At 65.9% G+C, this 25197-nt stretch carries 24 protein-coding genes and 4 tRNA genes; 11 read left to right on the top strand and 17 right to left on the bottom strand.

The window, feature by feature from the left end; translation table 11 throughout:
• Nucleotide 1 precedes the first annotated feature (1 nt).
• The 4 genes from BLT40_RS17810 (at nt 2) to BLT40_RS17795 (ending at nt 2937) form a co-directional block, all read left to right on the top strand.
• Nucleotides 2–892 (top strand): carbon-nitrogen hydrolase, encoded by an 891-nt coding sequence (locus tag BLT40_RS17810; protein ID WP_036114401.1) that lies wholly within the window; start codon nt 2–4, stop codon nt 890–892.
• 24 nt (nt 893–916) lie between these two features.
• The gene (locus tag BLT40_RS17805; protein ID WP_090355376.1) at nt 917–2152 is read left to right on the top strand and encodes a TraB/GumN family protein; all 1236 of its coding nucleotides are present in this window, start codon (nt 917–919) and stop codon (nt 2150–2152) included.
• 96 nt (nt 2153–2248) lie between these two features.
• On the top strand, nt 2249–2569 hold the full coding sequence (locus BLT40_RS17800; protein WP_036114406.1) for a c-type cytochrome: 321 nt from the start codon (nt 2249–2251) through the stop codon (nt 2567–2569).
• Between the two features lie 17 nt (nt 2570–2586).
• Nucleotides 2587–2937 (top strand): c-type cytochrome, encoded by a 351-nt coding sequence (locus tag BLT40_RS17795; protein WP_090355373.1) that lies wholly within the window; start codon nt 2587–2589, stop codon nt 2935–2937.
• 78 nt (nt 2938–3015) lie between these two features.
• On the opposite strand, the gene BLT40_RS17790 is transcribed toward BLT40_RS17795, so the two are convergent.
• On the bottom strand, nt 3016–3609 hold the full coding sequence (locus BLT40_RS17790) for an NfuA family Fe-S biogenesis protein (protein ID WP_036114409.1): 594 nt from the start codon (nt 3607–3609) through the stop codon (nt 3016–3018).
• Between the two features lie 139 nt (nt 3610–3748).
• Between BLT40_RS17790 and BLT40_RS17785 the strand changes: the two genes are divergently transcribed.
• Both BLT40_RS17785 and BLT40_RS17780 read left to right on the top strand, forming a co-directional pair.
• Nucleotides 3749–4090, top strand: a complete 342-nt coding sequence (locus BLT40_RS17785) for a 4a-hydroxytetrahydrobiopterin dehydratase (protein WP_036114410.1) — start codon at nt 3749–3751, stop codon at nt 4088–4090.
• A gap of 1 nt (nt 4091) precedes the next feature.
• Nucleotides 4092–5567, top strand: a complete 1476-nt coding sequence (locus tag BLT40_RS17780; RefSeq protein WP_143025911.1) for a CPBP family glutamic-type intramembrane protease — start codon at nt 4092–4094, stop codon at nt 5565–5567.
• Here the strand turns inward: BLT40_RS17780 and BLT40_RS17775 are convergent, their stop codons facing one another.
• Nucleotides 5568–6515: an RluA family pseudouridine synthase gene (locus tag BLT40_RS17775; protein ID WP_079522942.1), complete on the bottom strand. Its 948-nt coding sequence runs from the start codon at nt 6513–6515 to the stop codon at nt 5568–5570.
• 349 nt (nt 6516–6864) lie between these two features.
• Here BLT40_RS17775 and BLT40_RS17770 point away from each other — a divergent pair, with 349 nt between their 5' ends.
• Nucleotides 6865–10383 (top strand): Rne/Rng family ribonuclease, encoded by a 3519-nt coding sequence (locus tag BLT40_RS17770; protein ID WP_090355364.1) that lies wholly within the window; start codon nt 6865–6867, stop codon nt 10381–10383.
• Between the two features lie 115 nt (nt 10384–10498).
• Here the strand turns inward: BLT40_RS17770 and BLT40_RS17765 are convergent, their stop codons facing one another.
• The 3 genes from BLT40_RS17765 to BLT40_RS17755 all read right to left on the bottom strand — a co-directional run bounded on the left by BLT40_RS17765 (nt 10499) and on the right by BLT40_RS17755 (nt 12684).
• Nucleotides 10499–11152: a response regulator gene (locus BLT40_RS17765; RefSeq protein WP_036114414.1), complete on the bottom strand. Its 654-nt coding sequence runs from the start codon at nt 11150–11152 to the stop codon at nt 10499–10501.
• Between the two features lie 551 nt (nt 11153–11703).
• The gene (locus tag BLT40_RS17760) at nt 11704–11913 is read right to left on the bottom strand and encodes a hypothetical protein (RefSeq protein WP_036114417.1); all 210 of its coding nucleotides are present in this window, start codon (nt 11911–11913) and stop codon (nt 11704–11706) included.
• Nucleotides 11914–12021: 108 nt separating this feature from the next.
• Complete coding sequence (locus BLT40_RS17755; protein WP_051943770.1) at nt 12022–12684, bottom strand: TetR/AcrR family transcriptional regulator; 663 nt, start codon at nt 12682–12684, stop codon at nt 12022–12024.
• Nucleotides 12685–12800: 116 nt separating this feature from the next.
• Between BLT40_RS17755 and BLT40_RS17750 the strand changes: the two genes are divergently transcribed.
• A complete protein-coding gene (locus BLT40_RS17750) occupies nt 12801–14378 on the top strand; it encodes an MDR family MFS transporter (RefSeq protein WP_218124575.1) in 1578 nt (525 codons plus the stop codon).
• An 86-nt stretch (nt 14379–14464) separates the two neighbouring features.
• On the top strand, nt 14465–14815 hold the full coding sequence (locus tag BLT40_RS17745) for a hypothetical protein (protein ID WP_090355361.1): 351 nt from the start codon (nt 14465–14467) through the stop codon (nt 14813–14815).
• Between the two features lie 59 nt (nt 14816–14874).
• Here the strand turns inward: BLT40_RS17745 and BLT40_RS17740 are convergent.
• Together BLT40_RS17740 and BLT40_RS17735 are read right to left on the bottom strand one after the other, a co-directional pair.
• Nucleotides 14875–14950, bottom strand: a tRNA-Gly gene (locus BLT40_RS17740).
• 50 nt (nt 14951–15000) lie between these two features.
• Entirely contained in the window at nt 15001–15264 is a 264-nt protein-coding gene (locus tag BLT40_RS17735; protein ID WP_090355357.1) for a hypothetical protein, read from the bottom strand.
• Nucleotides 15265–15377: 113 nt separating this feature from the next.
• On the opposite strand from BLT40_RS17735, the gene BLT40_RS17730 reads away from it, so the two are divergent.
• Nucleotides 15378–15998 (top strand): hypothetical protein, encoded by a 621-nt coding sequence (locus BLT40_RS17730; protein WP_090355354.1) that lies wholly within the window; start codon nt 15378–15380, stop codon nt 15996–15998.
• A gap of 19 nt (nt 15999–16017) precedes the next feature.
• Nucleotides 16018–16395: a hypothetical protein gene (locus BLT40_RS17725; RefSeq protein WP_090355352.1), complete on the top strand. Its 378-nt coding sequence runs from the start codon at nt 16018–16020 to the stop codon at nt 16393–16395.
• 56 nt (nt 16396–16451) lie between these two features.
• Here the strand turns inward: BLT40_RS17725 and BLT40_RS17720 are convergent.
• The 10 genes from BLT40_RS17720 to serC all read right to left on the bottom strand — a co-directional run bounded on the left by BLT40_RS17720 (nt 16452) and on the right by serC (nt 25142).
• Nucleotides 16452–16538, bottom strand: a tRNA-Leu gene (locus BLT40_RS17720).
• Nucleotides 16539–16590: 52 nt separating this feature from the next.
• A tRNA-Cys gene (locus BLT40_RS17715) sits at nt 16591–16664 on the bottom strand.
• A gap of 78 nt (nt 16665–16742) precedes the next feature.
• Nucleotides 16743–16818, bottom strand: a tRNA-Gly gene (locus tag BLT40_RS17710).
• 38 nt (nt 16819–16856) lie between these two features.
• On the bottom strand, nt 16857–17471 hold the full coding sequence (pgsA, locus tag BLT40_RS17705) for a CDP-diacylglycerol--glycerol-3-phosphate 3-phosphatidyltransferase (protein WP_079522949.1): 615 nt from the start codon (nt 17469–17471) through the stop codon (nt 16857–16859).
• A 49-nt stretch (nt 17472–17520) separates the two neighbouring features.
• Nucleotides 17521–19344 carry an excinuclease ABC subunit UvrC gene (gene uvrC, locus BLT40_RS17700; protein WP_036117967.1) on the bottom strand — a complete coding sequence of 608 codons (1824 nt, stop codon included), beginning with the start codon at nt 19342–19344 and terminating at the stop codon, nt 17521–17523.
• Between the two features lie 279 nt (nt 19345–19623).
• Nucleotides 19624–20409, bottom strand: coding sequence for a 3-deoxy-manno-octulosonate cytidylyltransferase (gene kdsB, locus BLT40_RS17695; RefSeq protein ID WP_090355348.1), 786 nt, complete (start codon nt 20407–20409; stop codon nt 19624–19626).
• A 56-nt stretch (nt 20410–20465) separates the two neighbouring features.
• A complete protein-coding gene (aroA, locus tag BLT40_RS17690; RefSeq protein WP_079522951.1) occupies nt 20466–21770 on the bottom strand; it encodes a 3-phosphoshikimate 1-carboxyvinyltransferase in 1305 nt (434 codons plus the stop codon).
• Complete coding sequence (hisC, locus tag BLT40_RS17685) at nt 21767–22879, bottom strand: histidinol-phosphate transaminase (protein ID WP_079522952.1); 1113 nt, start codon at nt 22877–22879, stop codon at nt 21767–21769. Before hisC ends, aroA begins: the two co-directional genes overlap by 4 nt.
• Complete coding sequence (gene pheA / locus BLT40_RS17680) at nt 22876–23976, bottom strand: prephenate dehydratase (RefSeq protein WP_079522953.1); 1101 nt, start codon at nt 23974–23976, stop codon at nt 22876–22878. Before pheA ends, hisC begins: the two co-directional genes overlap by 4 nt.
• A gap of 80 nt (nt 23977–24056) precedes the next feature.
• Nucleotides 24057–25142, bottom strand: a complete 1086-nt coding sequence (gene serC / locus BLT40_RS17675) for a 3-phosphoserine/phosphohydroxythreonine transaminase (protein ID WP_079522954.1) — start codon at nt 25140–25142, stop codon at nt 24057–24059.
• Between the last annotated feature and the right edge of the window lie 55 nt (nt 25143–25197).

Below are 25197 nucleotides of genomic sequence, written 5' to 3'. Positions count from 1 at the left end.
CATGTCCCGCAAGACTCTCAAGGTCGCCCTCCTCCAGGAAACCGACCGCGGCAGCCGCGACGCCAACCTCGACGCGATCGAGCAGGCCCTGCGCGATGCGGCCGGAGCCGGCGTCGAGCTGGTGCTGCTTCAGGAACTGCACAACGGCCCGTACTTCTGCCAGCACGAAAGCGTCGACCTGTTCGACCTCGCCGAGACCATTCCCGGCCCAAGCACCGAGCGCCTGGGCAAGCTTGCCGAAGAGCTCAGGCTCGTCGTCGTCGCCTCGATCTTCGAGAAGCGCGCCACCGGCCTGTATCACAACACCGCGGTGGTCTTCGATCGCTCGGCCGCCATCGCTGGCAAGTACCGCAAGATGCACATCCCCGACGACCCGGCGTTCTACGAGAAGTTCTACTTCACGCCGGGCGACCTGGGTTTCGATCCGATCCAGACGTCGGTCGGCAAGCTCGGCGTGCTCGTCTGCTGGGACCAGTGGTATCCGGAAGCCGCGCGCCTGATGGCGCTGGCCGGCGCCGATATCCTGTTCTACCCGACCGCGATCGGCTGGGATCCGAAGGACTCCGACGAAGAAAAAGCGCGTCAGCGCGAGGCATGGATCACCGTGCAGCGCGGCCATGCCGTCGCCAACGGCCTGCCCCTGCTCTCGTGCAACCGCACGGGCTACGAGGCGGACCCGACCAGCGTCGGCAACGGCATCCAGTTCTGGGGCTCCAGCTTCGTCGCCGGTCCGCAGGGTGAGTTCCTCGCCCAGGCCGGTACGGACGGTCGTGAACTGCTGATCGTCGATGTCGACATGGAACGCAGCGAGCACGTGCGCCGCATCTGGCCGTTCCTGCGCGACCGTCGTATCGACGCCTATGCCGATCTCACCAAGCGCTTTCGCGATTAAGACATCCAACGGACACCCGAGCGCATGATTCCTGCCGAGAACGACGTCACCCTGCCCGCCGCCCTGGAAGGCCAACCCATCGAGCGCATGACGCGCGACGGCGTCGACTACGTCATTCTCGGCACCGCGCACGTCTCACGCGCCAGCGTGCAGGCGGTGGATGCGCTGCTGGAAACGGAGCACTTCGACGCGGTGGCGGTGGAACTGTGCGCCAGTCGTGCGCATGGCATCCGCGATCCGGAAGCGTTCAAGCAGATGGATCTGTTCCAGGTCATCCGTCAGGGCAAGGCCGGCATGGTCGCCGCGAGCCTCGTGCTCGGCGGCTTCCAGAAACGTCTCGCCGCGCAATACGGCATCGAGCCGGGCGCGGAGATGAAGGCCGCGATGGACGGCGCCGAAGCGCGCAACCTTCCGGTGTGGCTGGTGGATCGCGAAGTCGGCACCACGCTCAAGCGCGCCTGGCGCAGCGTCGGTTTCTTCCAGCGCTTCGGCCTCATGGCCGGCATGCTCGGCAGCGTGTTCGAGCGTGAGGAGATCCCCGAGGAAGACATCGAGAAACTGAAGCAGGCGGATCTGCTCGAAAGCGCCTTCAGCGATTTCGCCCAGGGCTCGGCACCGCTTTATCGCGCACTGATCGCGGAGCGCGACGAATACATGGCCGCGCGCCTGCGCGAAAACGGCCAGCGGATGGATGCTGCCGCGCCATCGCGCAAGGTGCTCGTCGTCATCGGTGCCGGCCACCTGAAGGGCATGAGCAGGCAGCTCGCCGATCAGCAGGGAGATGCCCGTTCGACGGCGGATGACCTCGCTGTCACGCCACCCGCCTCGCACTGGCCGAAGATCGTCGCCGTAGGCGTGGTGCTCGCGATCTTCGCCGCCATCGGCTTCGCCTTCTACCGCAGCCCGAGCCTGGGCGCCGACGCCGTGAAGAGCTGGATTCTGCTGACGGGCGGCCTTTCCGCGCTCGGCGCCCTGATCGCGGGCGGTCATCCGCTGTCGATCATCGCCGCGTTCATCGCCGGTCCGCTGAAGCCTTTCCGGCCCGGCATCCCGTCCGGCGCCTTCAGCGCCATGGCCGAGGCGTGGGTCCGCAAGCCGCGCGTGCTCGACTTCGAACACCTGCGCGACGACATCACGCACTGGACCGGCTGGTGGAAGAATCGGGTGGCCCGCACCCTGCTCAACTTCTTCCTGGTCTGCGTCGGCACCATCGCCGGCGAGTACATCGCGGGCTTCCACATCATCAAAAGTCTTCTCTGACGCGGACTTACGCCTGAGTTGTTCCCCGTTGCGACAGCCCTCTATACTTCGACGGCTGTTCAACCCCGGCCCCGCCCGGCACCCAGGGAACTCTTAATGAAGCGTCTGCATCTGGTTGGTCTGATCGCTGTAGCTCTGTGTGCCGCATCCGCGGCGCATGCCGAAGGGGATAAGGCCCGGGGACGGACGCTCGTCTACACCTGCAATGGCTGCCACGGCGTGCCCGGCTATGCCAACGCCTACCCCGAATACCATGTGCCGCACATCGTCGGCCAGAACGAGCAGTACATCGTCAACGCCCTGAAGGCGTACAAGAGTGGCGAGCGCACGCACCCGACGATGGGCGCCCAGGCGCAGAGCATGTCCGATCAGGAAATCGAGGACATCGCCGCCTACCTCTCCAGTATCGCCAAGTAAGCCGCCGAGGACGAATGATGATCCGTGGTTTCTCCCTGATTGCCATGAGCGCGCTGCTCGCGCTGACCGCCACCCAGACCTTCGCCGCCGGTGACCCGGCGCGCGGCAAAACCAAGATCGCCACCTGCGTCGCCTGCCATGGGCAGGACGGCAATTCCGTCGACCCGCAGTATCCCCGCCTTGCCGGCCAGTACGCCGACTACCTCGCGCAGGCCCTGCACGAGTACAAGGACGGACGCCGCGGCAACGCCATCATGAAGGGCTTCGCGGCCACGTTGTCCGATCAGGACATCGACGACGTGTCGGCGTATTTCGCGACGATGCCGTCGAAACTGCAGGGGCTTGAGCACCACATCCAGGGCGACTGACCGCCCTGTAGGAGCGCGCCCTGCGCGCGATGTTTTTCATTCTCGCGCGTCATTCGCGCGCGAGGCGCGCTCCTACATTTAGCCGGCTGCTTTCGCGAAATAGGGGGCGTCGCCGGTTTCGTGATCGGTGACGTCGCGCACTTCCGTAATCTCCGGCACGCGCTCGCGCAGGGTCTTCTCCACGCCGTTCTTCAGCGTGACGTCGACCATGCCGCAGCCGTGGCAACCGCCACCGAAACGCAGCACGACGATGCCGTCGGCGGTGACCTCGACGAGGGAGATGCGACCGCCGTGCGAGGCGATCTGCGGGGCGACTTCGGACTCGAGGACGTATTTGACCCGTTCGACCACGCCAGCACCCTCACCCGGGGCGTCGCCCTTGATGCGCGGCGCACGGATGTTGAGCTGGCTGCCGGTAGGCGTCATCTCGTAGTCGATGTTGGCTGGATCGAGCCAGCGCATGCTCTCGCCGTCGACATAGAGATTGAAGCCGGTGCACTCGATCGTCCATTCGTCCCCGGTAAGCTCCGAGGCTTCGCAGAATTCGAGTTCACACTGGGCGGCAGGCGTCCCGGCCTCGACGACGCGCAAGCGAACGCCGAGGCCATCATCACCCTGCTGGGCGATCAGGCGCTGGAAATGCGCCTGCGCGCGTTCCGTGATGTCGATCATGGGGGCTCCGGTATCGGGTCCGGCGTGGGGAGCGCCGGAATACAGCACCATTCTAGTACTGTTTCCTCCGGGATGCCGCCTTTTGACAATTCAGGCGCAAGCGTCGACGCTTCGCGCTTTCCTCTGCCGGATGCCCGCCATGACCCTCTCCCCGCTCGCGACCCAGCATTGCCAGCCACGCAAAGGCCCGGAGAATGCGCTCGACCGGGCGACGCTCGACCAGCACCTTGCCGGTCTGCCGGGCTGGACGGTGACCGCGGACGGCAAGGCCATCGTGAAGGACTTTTCCTTCAGGGACTTCCATCACACGCTGGGCTTCATCAATGCGGTCGGCTTCATGGCTAACCAGGAAGATCATCATCCGGATCTCGAAGCCGGCTACGGCCATTGCCAGGTGCTCTGGTCCACGCATGACGTCGGCGGCCTCTCACTCAACGACGTGATCTGCGCCGCACGCGTCGAGGCCCTGCTCGATCGCTGACGTGTCACCCCGCGCCTCCCGCTGGATGGTCGCGGCGACGCTCGTCGCGGCGGTCGCCTTGCTGTTCGCCCTCCCCCGGTACGCCGCCACGGTGGTACGCGGTGCGATCGAGCGTGAAAGCGCAAACGACCGCGTCGCGTTCGCCGAAGGCCGCTCGCCGTGGTCGTGGCGTTTTTCCGGCGTCGAGGACGTGGTGGCCGGTCGTGCGTTTGGCGGAGGCCGGCTCGCGAGGTCACCTCCTGGACTGAGCGTCCAGGCGACAGACGCGGGTGGCTTCGAGATTGGCCTGGTGTTACGGCGTGATGCCGACCTCGTCCGCCTCGACACGTTCTACCTGGACGCCACGGCATCGGCGACGGGACGCTACGCGCTTGCGGTGAGGGAAACGCTGACGAGTCCGGGACGACATGCCAACCTCGGTACGCTGACGCCCGCGGAGCTTGGCCGGCCCGTGAGGCTCGACAGGCTGTCGTGGACTGACGATCAGGGCCGCGCCGTCGATCCACCGCGTCGGGCCGCCATGCTGCGCATTCGGGCTGTGTTGCCGGTGGGCGCGACGCTGAGCCTTCGCGGCGCGCGGCTGGCCTTGGCGGAGGGGGCCTTCTTGCCACCTCCGGTGACACTGCCCGATGGCCTGTCGGCGGAGGGCTTGCTGGCATTCCGGGACCGGGAGCGTGCGGCGGATCCGCTGGTGGCGTTCGGTGAGGCTCCGGAGCGGGTGCGTGCCACGTCGGCGGAGTCTTACCCTTCACCGGCTTGGCCTGGCTGGGTGGAGGTCGGGATTTATCTGGCTCTGGTGTCGGCCGTCGGGTGGCGCCGCCAGGGCGATCGCGCACGTCGACCTGTCGACGACGGGGCCGTCTCCCACCCGGGCTGGCGAGCTCTGGCCGGCGCCGGGCTCGATGTGGCGCTCGTCCTGGCGGGCCCGTTGTGGTTTATCGCGGGGCTGGGGCTCTCGTTGCGGCCGGCGCCGCCTGGCATCGCGGCGTTCGCTATCGGCGTGGGCTATGCCGTGGCGCTGGGCGCGCGGCGGCAGTTGCCGTCGTGGCACTGGGCAGGCGCGTGGCGCCAGGCGGGCTGGCCCTTGCTGGCTGTCGCGGTCGCCGGCGGCATCGCCCTCACGGCGGGGCATTCGCCCGCATGGCCTCCTGCCGGGCGCACCCTCCTCTATATAGGGTGGGCGCTTTTTCAGCAGTGGCTGATTCTGGCCGTCGTGGCCGCCCTGCTCGACCGGGCGGTCCCCCGAGCGGTCGCCATCCTGCTGGCCGCCCTCGCCTTCGCGCTGCTGCACACACCCAATGGGCTGCTGATGCAGCTCTGCTTCGTCGCCGAACTGGGCTGGGCCTGGTGGTACCTGCGCCACCGTGCCCTGTTGCCCGTCGCCGTGGCACATGCGCTAAGCGCCGTGATCCTCCAGGCCTGTGTCGCGGTCGGCCTGCTGCGCTCGCTCGAGGTCAGTGCGCGGTTCCTCGCCTGATCAGTCGCGCAGTTTGTCGAGGAACGCCTTCAGATCGTCGGGCAACGGCGCCGAAAAGTCGTAGTTCTTGCCGCCAAGATCGAAGCTCATGCGCGCCGCGTGCAGGAACATCCGCTTCAGGCCCTTCGCGCGGAACCGCTTGTTGGCCTCCTCATCGCCGTATTTCGGGTCGCCCGCGAGCGGATGGCCGACATACTGGGCGTGAACGCGGATCTGGTGGGTACGACCCGTACCCAGTGTCGCCTGCATCAGGCGGGAGGCCGGGTACTGCTCCAGTTCCTGGAAGAACGTAAGCGAGGGCTTGCCTGCGTCGTCGACCCGCACCATCCGCTCGCCGCCGTGCATCACCGACTTCAGCAGCGGCTGATTGACGTCGAACTTCGCCTTACGCGGCGTACCGGTCATCAGGCAGAGGTATTGCTTGACCACCTCGTTGTCGCGGATCAAGGCCTGCAGGCCGGTCAGACCCGGACGCGAGCGAGCCAGGACCAGGACACCGCTTGTATCGCGATCCAGCCGGTGGACCAGTTCGAGGTGCTCGTTCGGACGGGCCGCGCGCAGCAGCTCGATGGCGCCGTGGCTCACACCGCTGCCGCCATGCGCCGCGATGCCCACGGGCTTGTCGATCACCAGGAAGTGTTTGTCTTCGAAAATGACCGAGTCGGCCACCGCACGGACCATGCCCGAGGGCGCCACCGTCTCATCGCGCTCCGCGACGCGCACCGGTGGAATCCGCAGCATATCGCCGGCGGCGAGGCGCGTTTCCGGCTTGGCCCGTTTGCCATTGATGCGAACCTGCCCGGTTCTCAGGATGCGGTAGACCAGGCTGCGCGGCACTCCCTTCAGGAGGGTCATCAGAGCGTTGTCCACGCGCTGACCGTCCCTTTCGGGTCCGATTTCGACGATGCGCACACCTTGGCCGCCGTCGAGGGAAGTTGCCGTCTGCATTGATAAAACTCGAAATTGATAGGATACTCGGCCAGCGCCAGGCTCCGCTGAAGACTTATCTCTCGCGGGGTGCCTGTACCGTCACGTAAGGCGAGTGTCGCGCGGGTCCGTCCGAGGGGACGGAACGCGAAGACACCCCACATCGTAACGGTTCGGGTTGCGGTTGTCCGGCTAATCCGTAGGGACGCGGACCGGTTGCAAGGCGCTTATCACGAATCACGCCGGGTCCAGGTATCGGTCCCGGATCCCATGCCGCTTGAAGCCTCACCGCTGCGGCGCGATCCCCGGCAGGCCGCCAATCAGGCGCCACCGCGGCCCGCGGCCGCGCGGCAAGGCCGAGGAAATTACAATGAAGCGTATGCTTATCAACGCGACTCAGCGCGAAGAGTTGCGTGTGGCCATCGTCGATGGTCAGAACCTTTACGATCTCGATATCGAAATCCCGTCCCGCGAGCAGAAAAAGGCCAATATCTACAAAGGCCGTATCACTCGCGTCGAGCCCTCCCTCGAAGCCTGCTTCGTCGACTATGGCGCCGAGCGCCACGGGTTCCTTCCCCTGAAGGAAATCTCCCGCGACTACTTCAATCCGAATGCGGAAGGTAAGTCGAACATCCGCGATCTCCTCAAGGAAGGCCAGGAGATCATCGTCCAGGTCGAGAAGGAAGAACGCGGTAACAAGGGCGCCGCCCTCACCACGTTCATCAGCCTCGCCGGCCGGTACATGGTCCTGATGCCGAACAACCCCCGTGCCGGCGGCGTCTCGCGCCGCATCGAGGGTGAGGACCGCCAGGCCCTGAAGGAAGCCATGGAGCACCTGGAGGTGCCCGACGAAATGGGTCTCATCGTGCGCACCGCCGGCATGGGCCGCGACGCCGAAGAACTCCAGTGGGATCTGGACTACCTCCTGCAGCTCTGGAAGTCGATCTCCGGCGCCGCCAACTCGCAGAAGGCGCCGTTCCTGATCTACCAGGAATCGAAGCTGTTCATCCGCGCCCTGCGCGACTACCTGCGTAACGACATCGGCGAAATCCTCATCGACGAGGAGTCGCTGTATCAGGACGCCCGCGATTTCGTCCAGCAGGTGATGCCGAACAACCTGCGCAAGCTCAAGCTTTACCAGGATCCGACCCCGCTGTTCTCGCGGTACCAGATCGAAACCCAGATCGAGAGCATCTTCGAGCGTAACGTGCGCCTGCCCTCGGGCGGCTCCATCGTCATCGACCAGACCGAAGCCCTGACCGCCATCGACATCAACTCGTCGAAGGCCACCAAGGGCAGCGACATCGAAGAGACCGCGTTCAACACCAACCTCGAAGCCGCCACCGAGATCGCCCGTCAGCTGCGCATCCGCGATGCCGGCGGCCTGATCGTCATCGACTTCATCGACATGGACAGCCCGCGCCATCAGCGCGAGGTCGAAGAGCGCCTGAAGGACGCCCTGAAGGCGGACCGCGCCCGCGTCCAGATCGGTCGTATCTCGCGCTTCGGCCTGCTGGAGATGTCCCGCCAGCGCCTGCGCCCGAGCCTCGGCGAAGCCACCCAGAACGTTTGCCCGCGTTGCGAAGGCCACGGCCACATCCGCAGCGTGGAGTCGCTGGCGCTGTCGACCCTGCGCCTGATCGAAGAACACGCGATGAAGGAAAACACCGGGCAGGTCCTGGTGCAGGCGCCGTCCGCGGTCGCCAACTTCATGCTCAACGAGAAGCGCGCCAGCGTCGTCGAGATCGAGCTGCGCCACAGCGTCCACGTGGTCGTGGTCGCCGACGAAAAACTGGAAACCCCGCACCTCGAGATCACCCGCATCCGCGAAGCGGACATGGGCGAGCACAGCAAGCCGAGCTACGAGCGCACCACCCCGGTGGTCGCCCAGGCCCTGCCGAAGATGGGCCAGGCCCTCGGCAGCGGCGAGCAGCCGCTGGTGACCGGCGTCGTGCCGGCGTCGCCCGCCCCCATTCGTGAGGAAGTGGCCGAGCCGGTCCCCGTCGCCGCACCCGTGCCGCGCGTTTCCGCCCCGGCCGCTCCGACCGGCGGCTTCTTCTCGCGCCTGTTCGGCAGCCTGTTCGGGGGCGGCAACGCCCAGCCGGCAGCGGCGCCGCAGCCGGCCGCACCCGCCCGCCGCGAGGAATCGCGCTCCGGCGGCCGCAACGACCGCAACGATCGCGGCAACCGCCGTGACCGCGACGATCGTCGTGGCAACGAAGGCCGCGGTCGCAATAACGAACAGCGCCAGTCGCAGGGTCAGCGCAAGGAGCGCGACGCCGCGCCGGTGCAGGGCAAGGGCCAGCAGCAGCCCAAGGGCGGCAAGCAGGCTCAGGTCCGCGACGAGAAAGCTCCGCGCCAGAAAGACAACGCCCAGCAGCAGGGTCGCCAGGGTGGCCGTCAGGAACAGCCGCAGGGCGGCGAGAGCACCGGCCGCCGCGAGAGGCAGCCGCGTGGCGAGCGCCAGCCGCAGGGCGAGAAGGTCGAGAAGGCGGCGAACGTCAACGTCGCTCCGGTCGCGGCTCCGCGCAACCCGGCCGAGAAGCCGGTGACCGCGCCGGTCCTCAACGATGACGAAAAGCTGATTCTCGACGCCGAGGCACTGGGTGTCGACGCGACCGCCACGGGTGAAGTCAACGGCGACGCGCCGTCGACCGATGCCGGCAAGGACACCGAGGGTGGTCAGCGCCGTCGTCGCGGCCGTCGTGGTGGCCGCCGCCGTCGTCGCCAGGAAGAAGGCACGGCAGCCGGTGGCGTCGAAGGCGCCGCGGGTGCCGACGACCTCGACGACGAAGACGGTGACGACGAAGGCCAGGCCGATACCGGCCGCTCCAGCCCCAGCGTCCCGCCGATGCTCGACACCGCCGCGGCCGCCGAGAACGCGTTCGCGGTCGAGGCTCCCCGCCACGAGGCGACTCGCCCTGCTCCGTCGGCTCCGTCTGCTCCGGCAGCCTCGGCTGCGGGCAACGCGGACGATGAGAACGTGCCGTCGGCACTGACGCTGTCGTCGCTGCCGAAGTTGCCGCCGATCCCGGGTCAGTCCCCGGCGCCCGCGCCGTCGCGCTCCGTCGTCGACCCGGCCACCCCGGCCGACTCGGCACAGACCCGGACGACCGAGCGTCGCCAGACCGAGTCGGATGCTCCGCTGAACTCCGCCCCGACCACGGGCTCAGCTCCGGTGCCCGCCGCTGCGGCGCCGGCTCAGCACGCCGCTCCGGTCGTCGCAGCGGAAGACGCCATCCAGCCCGCGGCCTCGCCCGCGAGCCAGCCTTCTGTGCTCGACGCGCCGGCACGCGGCATGCTGCCGACCGAAGCTGACGAGGCCCGCGCAGGCGTCAAGGCGACGACGCCGGGCCCGGCGGCTGTGACGGAGGCCGCCGCATCGGCTCCGGCTAAGGCTCCGGCGCCGGCAGAAACGCCGACCTCGGCTCCCGTGAAGACGTCGGTCGAAGCTGTTGCCCCGGCGGAAGTTCCGGCTCCTGCTTCTGCTCCCGCACCGGTGGCGGTGGCGGCACCGGCACCGGCGCCTGCTCCGGTTCCGACGTCAGCTCCGACCGTGACGCCTGTTCCGGCTCCGACTCCGGCGCCAGCTCAGGCTCCGACGCCAGCCCGCACCCCTGCCCCGACGGCCAGCGCACCGGTCGTCGAGAGCCCGGCGGTCAAGGCCGACGAGGATGCGATCGAGGACGGAAAAGCGCCTTCGGCACTGCCTGCGGATCCGACGGCGGTCACCCCGAAGTCGCCTGAGGCTTCCAACGTGTCGCCGGTGTCGCACACGCCGCCTGCCACACCCAGGCCGGCGTCGACGCCGCTGCCGGCCCAGGGCGACCTGCTGACGCGTCCGCGTCAGGAGCCGTCCTCCGGCGATACGCCGCGCGACGACGCGTGAGGCTTTGGGGAGGCTTCGGCCTCCCCGAAAGCTGAGTGACTCGTCGTTCCAAACGAAAAACGCCGGGCTGAGAAGCCCGGCGTTTTTCGTTACAGCGAGCCGGTCGTGGGACCGATCAGGTGCCGACCTGGTGATTGTGCGTATCGAGCAGGCCGTGAACGGTCATGAGGTGGGCCAGCCCGACCACGTGCTCCACGTGCAGCTTCTCCATCAGGCGCTGCTTGTAGGTCGATACGGTCTTCGGACTGAGATTCAGACGCTCGCCGATGGACGTGAGCGGCATGCCGCGCACCAGCATCATCGATACCTCCATCTCACGCGTAGACAGCGTGTCGAACGGCGAATCCGAGCCGTCGAGGGTCGCAAGGGCCAGCTGCTGCGCCACCGTTGGCGCAAGGTAGCGACGGCCGGATGCGACCTGACGCACGGCGCTGAGCAGCTCGTCCGACGAGCAACCCTTGGTGAGATACCCCAGCGCACCCGCGTCGAGCAGGCGCTTGGGAAAGCGCGCGTCGTCCACCACCGTGAGAATCACGATGTTGGTGCGCAACTTCGCACGGATCACCCGCTCGGTCAGTTCCACGCCACTCATACCTGGCATGTGGACGTCGACAAGCGCGATATCCGGCGACTGGGAACGGATAAGACGCAGGCCTTCCTCCGCTGAACCGGCTTCACCCCTGATACGGATGTCCGCCTGCTGCTGCAGGATCATCCGAAAGCCGGTCCTGACCAGTTCGTGGTCGTCGACCAAAACAACATTAATCATTCTTTGCCCTCCCTGGGCCGACTGTACTTCTATGCGCGCGGTGTGGCCCGCACGCTGCCTGCGAATGCATACAATGCCAGATGTGCAGGCGAGACAACCAGCGTGACGGTATGATCATGGAATGCCTTCGAGGCCTGTAGCGGTAATCTCCCACCGTCGTGAGGCGATGCGACCCGATGGTCGTGTAGGCGTCGTCCGCGCTGATCTATAGGGTTTCGCCTACACGCAAAGATGCGCGATAACGGTGACGCGATTATTGCCGGAAGAAGCGCACTGGGACGGAATGGACGTGGCCGCCCCTGGCTCCACTTATCCGAGGCGACATACCCGTCACGCGGGGCGCACGCCACCGTCAACGGGATGGCGCGAAGCTGGTCGCTCACTCGAGGAGATTGACCATGGCTAATGAGAAAAATCGCCCGCCGCAGCATCCTGGACAGAACGATGCGCCGTCAGAGAAGCGCGGTCCGACGCAGCAGCCCGAGACCGATTCTTCCGGCGACCCGGTCGATGACACGGGCGAAGACAATCAGAGCAGTAAGTAGTCGCTCTTAGCGCAGCGCGTCGATGCGGTGATCGCTGGACTTCAGATCAGCCCGCAACCGGCGCGCCGCGCGATTGGCGGCACGCTTCCTCAACAGGACAATGCCCGCAAGAATGAGAATAACCGGGCCCCATCGCCCTCCGGCTGCCTGCGCGAGCAACCTGCCTGCCGCCAGTGAACCGATCGTATTGACGTGTGAACCCGTCGTGCTGGCCATGATGCCTTCCCCGTTTCATCGGTGCGCTGACTGCGCTGACACACAGACTTACCGCTGCGACATGGCAGGCGCGTGAAGCCAACGACTAGGCGGTATTTACCTCTGCATTCAGCCTGGCGGCGTGGCGATGCCAGCTGACAATACGGCGATCGCATGACGGGTAATGACCTCGGCGTCGATGTGCCCGCGCAGCGGATCGTCTTTCCATTTGCGAATCGCGGACATCGGCAGCACGGTCAGGCTCAGCACTGTGGTCATCAGCAACGCCGGATCGAGCCCCTTGCTCAGACGGCCCTCTTCCTGCCAGCGTCGAATCGTGTCGATCACGACGATCTGGCGCGAGTCGCCCAGACGTTTCTGCATGTGTTGCTTGAACAGATCGTTGTCGCTCAGCATCTCGCCGAAGAACACCGGCCCCATCCACGGCGAGTCGCCGGCAATCGTGACGAAGCGCCGGGCGAGTTCACTGAATGCGGCGACCGGATCCTCCGCGTTGTCGAGGAAAATGCCTTCGAGTCGCTTCCGCATCGGAGCGATGCGCTCGTCGAACAGGACGTCGAACAACTGCTCACGGGTCTTGAAGTAGTAATGCACCGCGGCCGAGGTCATGCCCGCCGCCCGTGCGATGCCGGCCAGCGTGGTTTCGGCGTAACCCTTACGAGCAATCAGTTCCAGCGCGATGTCGACCAGACGCTGACGCTGATCGGGGCCATCGGGCTGAAGCGGTGGCCGGCCGGGCCGACGGCCACGGCGGGGAGCGGAAGTAACCAAGCAAACTCCTGACATCGTCGACGACGACCTGAATACCACGACCGCCGGACCGATTGACCATCCACGGTGTCGCATTTATATTAACTTACCCATTAATTAAATTCACTGGACGCCTCGTGACCGCCTCCTCCACTCCGGAAACGGCCAGCTCACCCACTTCATCGCCGTCCCTGCGCGTCCTGTTCCCCGCCCTGATGCTGGTCATGCTGCTGGCAGCGCTGGACCAGACCATCGTGTCGACGGCGCTGCCGACCATCGTCACGGAACTGGGCGGTTTCAACCAGCTGTCCTGGGTGGTCACCGCCTACCTGCTGAGTTCGACCGTCGTGGTCCCGCTCTACGGTAAATTCGGCGACCTGTTCGGGCGCAAGATCGTCCTTCAGACAGCCATCGCCCTCTTCCTGCTGGGCTCGGTCCTGTGCGGGCTCGCCCAGAATATGGATCAGCTGATCGCCATGCGCGCTCTGCAGGGCCTCGGCGGCGGCGGCTTGCTGGTGGTCGCCATGGCGTCGATCGGCGATGTGATCCCACCGGCCGAGCGCGGCAAGTACCAGGGCCTCTTCGGTGGCGTATACGGGCTGGCCACCGTGCTCGGGCCTCTGGTCGGCGGCTTCATGGTCGACCACCTCTCGTGGCGCTGGATCTTCTACGTGAACCTGCCGCTGGGTCTGATCGCCGTTGCGGTGATCGCCGCGGCGTTTCATCCGCACGTTCGACACGTAAAGCACACCATCGACTACTGGGGCGCCGGCTGGCTCACCCTCGCCTTGAGCTGCCTGATCCTGTTCACCACGGAGGGCGGCACGATCCTCCCCTGGAACGCGGCGGAACTGTGGTTCATCCTCACCTTTGCCGTCGTCGGCGTCGTCGGCTTCATCTACGAGGAGTCGATCGCCAGCGAACCGATCATCCCGCTCGGCCTGTTCCGTCACCGCACGTTCCTGCTCAGCTGCATCATCGGTCTCTTCGTGGGTGCCGCCCTGTTCGGGTCGACCACCTTCATGCCGCTGTACCTGCAGGTCGTGAAGGGGGTCTCGCCCACCGGCGCGGGCATGCAGCTGCTTCCGCTGATGGGCGGCGTGCTGGTCAGCTCCATCGTCAGCGGACGCGTGATCAGTCGCATCGGCCGCTACCGGATCTTCCCGATCGTCGGCACCTTCATCGCCACGGTCGCACTGACCCTGCTCGGCACCTTGCACAACGACAGCCCCATCGCCCTGCTCTATGCCTACGCCGGCCTGCTCGGTCTGGGCCTCGGTATGGTCCTTCAGGTCCTCATCCTCGCCACGCAGAACAGCGTCGACATGAAGCACATGGGCGTGGCGACGTCCGGCGTCACGCTGTTTCGGTCGATCGGCGGCTCCGTCGGCGTGTCCGTGTTCGGCGCGGTGTTCAGTAACGGGTTGCAGTCGCGGCTGGCCGACATGATGCCGGCAGGCGTGCCCGCGCCGCACTCGCTGCGCCCGGACGCCGTCAACGCATTGCCGCCGGACGTCCACGCGCGCTATCTCGAGGCGTTCGGCGCGTCGCTGCATACCGTGTACGACGTGGGCGCGTGCGTTATCGCGGTCGCGTTCTTCTTCGCCTGGTGGATGAAGGACATGCCGCTGCGTCGCGCCTCCCACCCGACCGAGCCGGCCGCGACGGGCAAGCCGGCCGCCGCCGAGGAGCGGGTGGCCGAAGCGGAAGCCTGAACGTCAGCGTGCGCACATTCGGCATGGCCCATCAAGCGCGCGGCCGCTCGGCCGTTACATCAGGCGACCCTCCGGCTGGACATCATGTGAAACGCCATCGTGTACCGGGCATCGCCCTGCTTTCTCTGCTAGTGCTCGCCGGCTGCGGGAGCAACGACCTCCATCTTGCCGGCAAGGGCGCCGATCCGGCGGACATCACGTTGTCCGGCAAACGCGGAACGGTCACCTGGCAGTGGGGACCGAAGTCGTTTGCGGAAGCCGTCACGGCGATCAGCCGAACGACCACGCATGGGCCTACGGGTGTGTCCGGCACCGTCGACCTGACCCTTGCGGGTGGCAAACACGTTTTCCTCGTCGGGGACCACAGCACTTTCGCCTGCCGGCATGGCTGCACGGAACTGCACATGCCGGCCCTGTGGGTCGTGGCCGAGGACTAGCTCCCCCTTCCGGATCGGACACAAAAAAAGCCCCGGTTTTCACCGGGGCTTTAAAAATCTGGAGCGGGAAACGAGACTCGAACTCGCGACCCCGACCTTGGCAAGGTCGTGCTCTACCAACTGAGCTATTCCCGCATCGAGCCGGCAATTCTATGGAAGATGCCGGGGCATTGCAAGCCCTTCGATCAGGAGACGCGCACGGACATCCACGATCCGGAAATCTTCTCCTGCAGCACTTCGACCGGGCGACCATGGCCGCTCAGCTCGCGAGCACGCGTGAACGCGAAATCGACCGCCGCGCCTTCGGAGTCGAACAACTCTTTCGCGGAGCCCGGGAGCAAGACCCACCACGAGCGGTGATTGATCGAAGGGTAGAAGACGTACACACGTATCGGCTTGACGTGCTCCGTCACCGGTCCTTTGTGCGCGGCATAGCTGGAACCGAGCATGGGTTACCTCCGTAATTCTTACGTGTCGCACATGAGGTGTTATGCGTATGTGACCCGCCGAACTTTCCTGCGCGCTCCCGGTCGAGAACTCATGCATGGCAAGGGAGCATCAGGTGAAGCCGATCGAATGGCGTCGCGTTTTCAGGAACGGACTCAGCCTGGGCCTGGTATTCGCCGGACACCTCATGCTGCTGCTCTGCCTGATTGCATATCGTGCTGAGCGCATCGAATCGAATGCGGTCACGGAAGCCAAATCGTCTTCGGTTCTGCACGCGTCGCTGGATCTTCGGCGGGACTTTCCCGTCTCTCCGCCGAGCATGCACATCGCCGCTCCGCTACCCGTCAAGCGCACGTCGCGCCACGCGCCCGCGGCGCACGTGAACCGCGAAGACGCGCCAGCCCCTGCTGCTGAAACCGACCTGCCTGAGGAACACGAGGTGGAAGCGGACGCGCGGTCGGGTACGAGCACGGACAGTCAGCCTTATGGCGATCCGGGCATCACGCATGCCTTGTCTTCCGACGGCACGAAACATGCGCCCGCCTTGCCCGGCTATGCGGACGGTTCCAAAGTACGCGGCGTCGATCTTGCGCCACCATCCAGCATCCGGAAGTCCATCGAACGTATCGGCGACTTCCTGACATGCAGCCAGATCCAGATGAAGCGGCAGACGGCCGGCTACGGATTGGATCGACGGTTGGCGCAGGCTTATGAGGCGAAGGGGTGCACGCTTTGAAGCGCTGACCGCTGATAGCGTGACGTGGTCGCACAAACGAACCGATGCCACGACTGACGAGCTTCACAGCGCAATTTCGGGTCGGCACAATGCGTTCGATATGCGACTATCAGACGAAAAAGTGCTCACCCTCGCCGACCTGGCGAACGACGCACTAGCCTTGAACAAGGCGGCCCTGGCCGGCGACTACGACGAGGCGCGCTTTCGCGCTCAGATGATTACCGAGAAGGCCATGACAGCGGGTTACGACGCACTTGCGTCGGCGGCGGCCACGGCGCACCGAAGCCTGGGCGCGGTGGGTACTACGCCGGAAATCGGCTTCGGCCACGGCATTCTCAATATCGCGGAGCAGATCGGCGTTCTGGTCGAAAGGCAATCCACCAGCCGCCTGCCGTGACGTTTACGGCCGGATGCACTGACGTCGCTGCGACGTGCGAAACCCTTGGGTATCCCTGGTGCCCGGAGTCGGACTCGAACCGACATACCCTTGCGGATGAGGGATTTTAAGTCCCTTGCGTCTACCGATTTCGCCATCCGGGCGTCACAAAGAAAAAAGGCGCAACCGCGTTAACGGATGCGCCCTGGAATGCGATGGAGGCCGAGGTCGGAATCGAACCGGCGTACGCGGATTTGCAGTCCGCTGCATGACCACTCTGCCACCCGGCCATCGCTTGCGCAGCGCGAAGAGTATCGCGTGGCGCTTAAAAAACAAAACCTCGGGTGACCGAGGCTTCGTAAAATCTTTGGAGCGGGAAACGAGACTCGAACTCGCGACCCCGACCTTGGCAAGGTCGTGCTCTACCAACTGAGCTATTCCCGCGTCGTTGTCCCGCTATTCTAAATCACGACGGCAATGTGTCAACCACCTTGCACGGGTTTTTTTTCACTTTCGTTCTCATCCTCCGCATCGCCGCGCAGCGCGGGCCATGCGGCGCGGAGGTAGTCCAGTCCCGACCAGATGGTCAGGATGCCCGCGATGACCAGCAGGGCCTCGCCGATGTGGTACAGGCGCAGGGTTTCGGCGTCGTGCTGCAGAAGCAGGACGACGAGGGCGACCATCTGCATGGCGGTCTTCAGCTTGCCAAGGAAGGCGACCTTCACCCGTGAGCGCGCACCGATCTCGGCCATCCACTCGCGCAAGGCCGAGACACTGATCTCACGCCCCACGATCACCGACGCCGTGACCGCGAGCAGGATGCCCTGCCAGCCGCCGGGGTGCGACTGCACCAGCAGGAACAGCGTCACCGCCACCATCAGCTTGTCCGCGACCGGATCGAGGAAGGCGCCGAAGGCCGAGGTCAGATTCATGCGACGTGCCAGATAGCCGTCGAGCCAGTCGGTGAAACCGGCCAGGACGAAAACCAGCGCGGCGGTCAGGCTCGCCCCGCGAAACGGCAGGTAGAAGACGACAACCATCACCGGCAACAGCAGCACGCGGAAGAGGGTCAGCCAGGTCGGGAGGTTGATGCGCATAGGTCAGCCAGTACGGGAGAGGTCGGTGCGAGCCGACATCTCCATTCGATCAGGGATGCAGCATGGCATAGATGCGTTCGGCGAGCCCGCGATCAATGCCCTTTACGCTCATCAGTTCTTCGACGCCTGCCGCTTCCACGCCGGCGAGCCCGCCGAAAGCCTTCAGCAGCGCCGCGCGACGACGTGCGCCGACACCGGCCACGTCTTCCAGCGTACTGCGTTCGCGGGCCGCCTCACGCCGGCGGCGATGCCCGCTGATCGCAAAACGGTGCGCTTCGTCACGAACCGCGGCAACCAGGTGCAGTGCGGGCGACGATGTGCCGGGATGCAGGGTCTTCCCGCTTTCCGCGAGAACCAGCGTTTCTTCGCCCGCGCGGCGACCCGGCCCCTTGGCCACGCCCACGACGCGAATGCCTTCCACGCCCAGCTCGCGAAGGACGTCAACCGCCTGCGCCACCTGCCCCGTGCCACCGTCGATCAGCAGGATGTCAGGCCTGACGCCGCCTTCAACGACCTTCTTGAACCGGCGCGTCAGCGCCTGGTGCATGGCGGCGTAATCGTCGCCCGGGGTGATGCCCGCGATATTGAAACGACGGTAATGAGACTTTTCAGGACCTTCGGGGCCGAAGACCACACACGAGGCCACGGTCGCCTCGCCCATCGTATGGCTGATATCGAAGCACTCGATGCGACGCGGCATGACGTCCAGCGCCAACACCTTCTGAAGATCGTCGAAGCGCGCCAGCAGGGTGTGCCGACTGGCGAGCCGCGACGTCAGCGCGGCGCCCGCGTTACGCTGGGCCATCTCCAGGAAGCGCGCACGCTCACCGCGCACGCTCGGCTTCAGCGAAACCGTGTAACCCGCATGCTCGGAGAGGACGGACGCGAGCACGTCGATGTCCTCGACGGTGTCGCTGAGAATCAGCTCACGCGGCACCTGCCGCTCGAGGTAGTACTGCGCGATGAACTGCGCGAGGACGTCGCCCAGCGACGCATCGGTACCCAGTCGCGGGAAGAAATCGCGCGATCCCAGGCTGACGCCATTACGGAAGAACAGCACGCTGACACAGGCCATGCCGCCCTCCATGCTGCAGGCGATCACATCCATATCGGCGCTCGCGCCTTGCACGAAATGCTGTGCCTGAAGGCGGCGGAGGGCCGCGACCTGATCGCGTAGCGTCGCCGCGCGCTCGAAGTTGAGCGACTGGCTGGCGGTTTCCATGGCCACGGCCAGTTCATCGATCACGGCACTGCTGCGACCTTCGAGGAACATCTCGGCGTGGCGCACGTCATTCGCGTAATCCGGCACGTCGATCAGGCGCACGCAGGGCGCGCTGCAGCGGCCGATCTGATGCTGCAGGCAGGGCCGGGAACGATTCCTGAAGTAGCTGTCCTCGCACTGGCGCACCTTGAACAGCTTCTGCATGAGACCAAGGCTCTCGCGCACGGCGAACGTGCTCGGATACGGCCCGAAATAACGGCCGGGGCCCGTCTTCGCGCCCCGATGGAAAGCCAGTCGCGGGTATTCGTCGGTGCTCGACAGGTAGATGTAGGGATAGCTCTTATCGTCGCGCAGGACGATGTTATAGCGCGGCTTCAGCGACTTGATGAGCTGCGATTCGAGCAGCAGCGCCTCGCCCGCGGTGCGGGTCAGCGTTACTTCCGCGCGCGCGATCTGCGACACCATCGAGGCGATGCGCGGATCCATCGGCGGCTTGAGGAAATAGTTACTGGTCCGCTTCTTGAGGTTGGCGGCCTTACCCACGTACAGCAGTTCGTCCTCCGCGTCGAAATAGCGGTAGACGCCAGGCGAAGTGGTGAGATGACGAACGAAGGCCTTGCCGTCGAACGGATGCGACTCGGTGTGCTCCATAGCGGTCATTTTACCGCGTCCGTGTACGCCGGACGCGAAAACGCCGGCATGGGATGAATCATGCCGGCGCCGGACCTTCCGTGGGAGCGTCGCCGTCCTTAGGGGGAGAGCTTGGCGACAGGGATAGGTTACGTCGCCGCCCTACGCCGCGCGCCCGGCGGAGGCCGACGCCGGGCCTAGGCAAACGCCTCAGCCCAGCGTCAGCGATCCCTTACACGCCGGCGCGACGGAATCGATGCCGACGCAATACCAGGGCCTCGGCGGGTCGATCGCGCCGGCTCAGGCCTTCAGCTGCGCCGCCACCCAGCGCTCGGCCCGCTCCAGATCCTCCGCCGTATCGATCCCGGGCGGGAACGGCTCCGGCGTCGGCCGGACCGAGATGGCATAGCCGTGCTCCAGCGCCCGCAGCTGCTCCAGGGATTCGATCCGCTCCAGCGGCGTACGCGGCAGAGCCGCCAGACGGCGCAGGAAGCCCGCGCGGTAGGCGTAGATCCCGATGTGGCGCAGGAACGGGGCATTGGGCGGCAGGACGCCGCGGTCCTTCGCGAACTCGTCCCGGGCCCAGGGCGCGGGCGCCCGGGTGAAATACAGCGCGCGACCGTTCCCGGCCCGGACCACCTTAACGATGTTCGGGTCGAAGAATTCCTCGGCGTGCTCGATCGGGGTCGCCAGGGTGGCCATCGGCGCGTCGTCCCCGGCCAGGGTGGCCACCACGGCACGGATGCCCGCGGCGGGCGCGAACGGCTCGTCACCCTGCAGGTTCACCACGATGGTGTCTTCCGGCCAGCCGAAATGGCTGACCGTCTCCGCGATGCGGTCGCTGCCGGACGCGTGGTCGTCCCGCGTCATGCAGACCAGGATGTCGCCACAACCGCGCAACTCCTTCGCCACGCGCTCGTCGTCGGTGGCCACCACGACCTGGGCGGCACCCGCCTGCCCTGCCCGCGCCGCCACCCGACGAATCATGGACTCGCCGCCGATCTTCAGCAGGGGCTTGCCCGGCAGGCGGGTCGACCCGAAACGTGCGGGTACGACGACGACGAACGGGGGAATCTTCTCGGCCATGAGGGCTTCCGGTCTCGGGGAGACGGAAGCGTACCCCCTATGACCGTACGGCGGAATCAGACGACCGAGAGATTGAAGCCCAGACCGTTGGCCAGCTCCATGAACCCCGGGAATGACGTGGCGACATTCGTACAGTCGCCGATCGAGATCGGCGCGGAAGCGACGAGGCCGGCGATGGCGAAACTCATCGCGATGCGGTGGTCGCCGTGGCTGTCGACGTTGCCGCCACCGATCGTGCCACCACGGATCATCGCGCCGTCCGGCAGTTCGTCGATCAGCACGCCACAGGCCTTCAGGCCGTTGGCCATGCTGGCGATGCGGTCGGACTCCTTGACCCGGAGTTCGGCCGCGCCACGGATCGTGGTCATGCCCTCGGCGACCGCCGCCGCGACGAACAAGGCCGGGAACTCGTCGATCATGTCGGGCACGATATCGAGGGGCAGTGCCACCCCGTGAAGCTTCCGATAGCGCACGACGAGGTCGCCAATGTCTTCACCGCCGCTGCTGCGCTCGTTCTCGACCGCGATGTCCGCACCCATGAGTTCGAGCGCCGCCAGCAGGCCGGTACGACGTGGATTGAGGCCCACACCCTTGATCCGTACATGCGAACCCGGCACCACGCAGGCGGCGACGATGAAGAACGCCGCCGAGGAGAAGTCGGCCGGGACGTCCACATCGACCGCGGTCAGGCGGTGACCGCCTTCGAGCTTCGCCTTGCCCGGCGAATACTCGATGGGCCAGCCGAACGCCTTGAGCATGCTCTCGGTGTAGTCGCGGGTCGGATGCGGCTCGATAACCTCCGTCGTGCCTTCGGCGTACAGGCCGGCCAGCAACAACGCCGACTTGATCTGGGCGCTCGCCACGGGCGGCCGGTAGCTGATGCCCCGGAGCTTCGCGCCGGCATGGATGCGTAGCGGCGGTTTGCCGTCCTCGGTGTCGATGGTCGCGCCCATCAGAGCGAGCGGATCCGTTACGCGACGCATCGGCCGGCGCGACAGCGATTCATCGCCGACCAGCGTGCTGCCGAACGCCTGACCTGCAAGCAGGCCGGCAAGGAGGCGCATTCCGGTGCCTGCGTTTCCGCAATCCAGGTCCTCCGTCGTACCGCGCAGGCCATGCAGGCCCACGCCGTGCACGACACGCTCGCCCGGTGCCGGCGTGTCGAAGCGCACGCCGAGCTTGCCGAGGATCGCCGCCGTGGCGCGAGTGTCCTCACCTTCGAGGAAGCCACGGATATGGGTCACACCTTCAGCCAGGGCGCCGAACATCAAAGCGCGATGGGATACGGATTTGTCACCGGGTACGACGATATCGCCGTGCAGAGCGGTGCCTGCGCGGCTTTGCCAGTCCATGCGGCTCATGGCAGATTCTCCAGAAGACGTTGTAGTTCAGCGCGGCTGCCGATGCTGATGCGTACCGTGTCGGGCAGGCGATAGCCACCCATGGGGCGCACGATGACGGCGCGCTCGAAGAGGTGCGCCTCGAACGAGGCGGCGTCGCGACCGAGATCGACGAGCAGGAAGTTGGTCTGCGATGGGAGCACGCGCATGCCGCGCGCCGTGAGCTCCCCGGTCAGCCACGCGCGGTCGCGACGATTGACCTCGCGCACGCGGGCGCGATGCTCGTGATCGCCCAGCGCCGCTTCGGCCGCGGCGAGCGCCACGACATTCACGTTGAAGGACTCACGCAGGCGTTCGCACACCGCGGCCACGGACGGATGACTCAACATGTAGCCGATACGCAGCCCGGCCAGACCATGCGCCTTGGAGAAGGTGCGCGTCACGACCAGATTCGGGAAGCGACCCAGCAGGTGCAGCGCCGTGCTGAGGCCCGCCGCGTCGACGTACTCGTGGTAGGCCTCGTCGACCACTACGATCGTTTCGTCTGGCACGCGTTCGAGAAAGGCTTCGAGCGCGGCGTCGGTGAACCAGGTGCCAGTCGGGTTGTTCGGGTTGGCCAGATAGATCAGCCGCGTCGTCGGCGTGACCGCCGCGGCGATGGCATCGAGGTCATGACCGTACGGCGCGTCCGGATGATCGGCCGGCAACGCCGGCACGGCGATACCCGGCGCACCGGCGGCGGCGGCCGCTATGGGAAACACCGCGAAGCCGTACTGCGAGAACACCACCGGGTGATCCGCATCGGCGAAGCACTGCGCCAGCAACATCAGCAGTTCATGCGAACCGTTGCCCAGGGTGATGCCGGCCAGCGGGACGCCCAGTTCCGACGAGAGGCGCTCTTTGAGCGACTTGCCGCTGGGATCGGGATAGCGCCACATCTCCTCGAGCACGCGCGTCGCCGCCTGTGTGGCGAGGCGGCTCGGGCCGAGCGGATTCTCGTTGGAGCCGAGCTCGGAAATCACCGCACCGAAACGACGGCGCAGCGCGGGCAGGTCATGACCGGGATCGTAGGCACGCAGCGCCGACGTCGCCCGGTTGGCGAGCGCCGCCGCGTCGAACACGCCGGTCACGGCAAGGCGACCGGGTAGGAACCGAGCACGCGCACGTCGGCAGCCGCGGGCTTCATTTCCTCGAGGGCGGCCTTCATCGACTCGTCCTCGACATGGCCGGAGACGTCGATGAAGAACGCGTACTGCCACTTGCCCGTGTGCGCCGGGCGCGACTCGATGCGGTTCATGCTGATGCCGTGCTGCGCCAGCGGGCTGAGCACGTCGTACAACGCGCCCGGCTTGTCACGCACGGAAACCAGCAGCGACGTGCGATCGTTACCCGACGGCGGGAAGATCGAACGACCGATGACGAGAAAGCGCGTCGTGTTGTCCGAGCGGTCCTCGATGGGGCCGGCCACGGTCTTCAGACCGTACACACGCCCGGCCGTCTCGCCAGCGATGGCCGCGGACTCCGGCGACAGCTTTGCCGTGCGGGCCGCCTCGGCGTTGCTCGACACCGCGATGCGCTCGGCGTTGGGCAGGTTGACGCGCAACCAGCCCTGGCACTGCTGCAACGACTGCGGATGCGAATAGATGCGCTTGACGTCCTTCAGCTCGCCCGTGAGCGAGAGCAGGTTCTGGTGAACGCGTAGTTCCACTTCGCCACAGATGGTCGCCTTGGACACGAGGAACATGTCCAGCGTCATCTGGATCATGCCCTGGCCGGAATTTTCGACGGGGACGACGCCGAAATCGGCATTGCCCGCGGCGACTTCCTGAAAGACTTCCTCGATGCTGCCCAGGGGCAGACCGTAGGCGGCGTGACCGAAATGCTTGCGCACGGCCTGCTCGCTGAAGGTGCCCTCGGGACCGAGAAAGCCGATCTTCAGCGGCTGCTGCTGCGAGAGGCAGGACGACATGATCTCGCGGAACAGACGGACCAGCTCGGCGTTGGGCAGCGGGCCATCGTTACGGTCGATCACGCCCCGCAGGACCTGGGCCTCCCGTTCGGGTCGGTAATACTCCACCGCCGCCTTCAACGGGCCTTTGGCCCGGCCGACCTGCTGTGCCCAACGGGCGCGCTCGCTGATGAGCGACTGCAGTTGCTGGTCGATGCTGTCGATGCGCGTACGCGCTTCGACGAGCGTGGCTTGCTTATCGGTGGGGGTCTTGCTCATGGACTTCCAGGCAGCTAAGTGGTTGCAAATGAAACGGTTATCACCGCAAACAGCATGCTGCAGTGCGGTGACTCCCGACTTTAACCGTGCCGCGCCATAAAGTCCCGCATGAAATTCACGAGGATATCGACAGCCTCCTGCGGCACCGCGTTGTACAGCGACGCGCGCATGCCACCGACGGCCTTGTGCCCCTTGAGCGCCAGCAGGCTGGCTGCCTCGGATTCGGCGAGGAAAGCCGCATCCAGCGCGCTGTCATGCAGAGTGAATGGCACATTCATGCGCGAGCGAGCGCTCACTTCGACCGGGCTTCGATAAAAGCCGCCGGAGCCGTCGATCGCGTCATACAGCGTCGACGCCTTGCGCGCATTGCGTTCGCCCATCGCGACGAGACCGCCCTGCTCTTCCAGCCATTCGAACGTGAGCCCGGCGAGATACCAGCCCCAGGTGTTCGGCGTGTTGAGCATGGAGTCGTTCGCTGCGTGCTCCGCGTAGCGAAAAATCTTGGCCATCGGACGGCCCGCGCGTGCCAGCAGGTCGTCCCGCACGATCATCACCACCAGCCCCGACGGCCCGATGTTTTTCTGCGCGCCAGCGTAGATCATTCCAAAGCGCGAGACGTCCACCGGCTCGCTGAGGATGTTCGATGACATGTCCGCCACCAGGGGAACACCACCGGCATCCGGCACGTCATGAAATTCGACCCCATGGATCGTCTCGTTTGGCGTGTAGTGCAGGTAGGCCGCTCCCGGATCGAGATCCCACGTGTCACGTGCAGGCAGCGCAAGATAATTCGCCGATTCCGACGTCGCTGCCACGCGTGCCGTGATGTACGGCGAAGCCTCACGTACGGCCTTCTCGCCCCAGTGCCCTGTAACGACATAGTCGGCCGACGCGCCCACGGGTGCCAGGTTCATCGGTATCTGCGCGAAATGCTGGGTCGCCCCACCCTGCAGGAAAAGCACCTTGTACCCAGCCGGCACGCTCATCAGCCGGCGAAGACGCGCTTCGGCATCCGCTGCGAGGGTCATGAAGGCCTTGCCGCGATGCGAGAGCTCCATGACCGATGCCCCGGAGCCGTTCCAGTCCAGCATCTCCGCTTGCGCCCGTCGCAACACCGCTTCGGGAAGCGCTGCCGGACCGGCACTGAAATTCCATGCTCGCGACATTGTGAGTCCACTCAGAAGGAAGGCTTCGATTATGCCGAAAAGTGCCCTCGATCGC

Origin of the sequence: Dyella sp. 333MFSha (genome assembly GCF_900102405.1) — a bacterium.
Lineage (GTDB): Bacteria > Pseudomonadota > Gammaproteobacteria > Xanthomonadales > Rhodanobacteraceae > Luteibacter > Luteibacter mycovicinus.
Note: the sequence above shows the minus strand (reverse complement) of the source record. Positions and strands in the feature narration are given on the sequence as shown.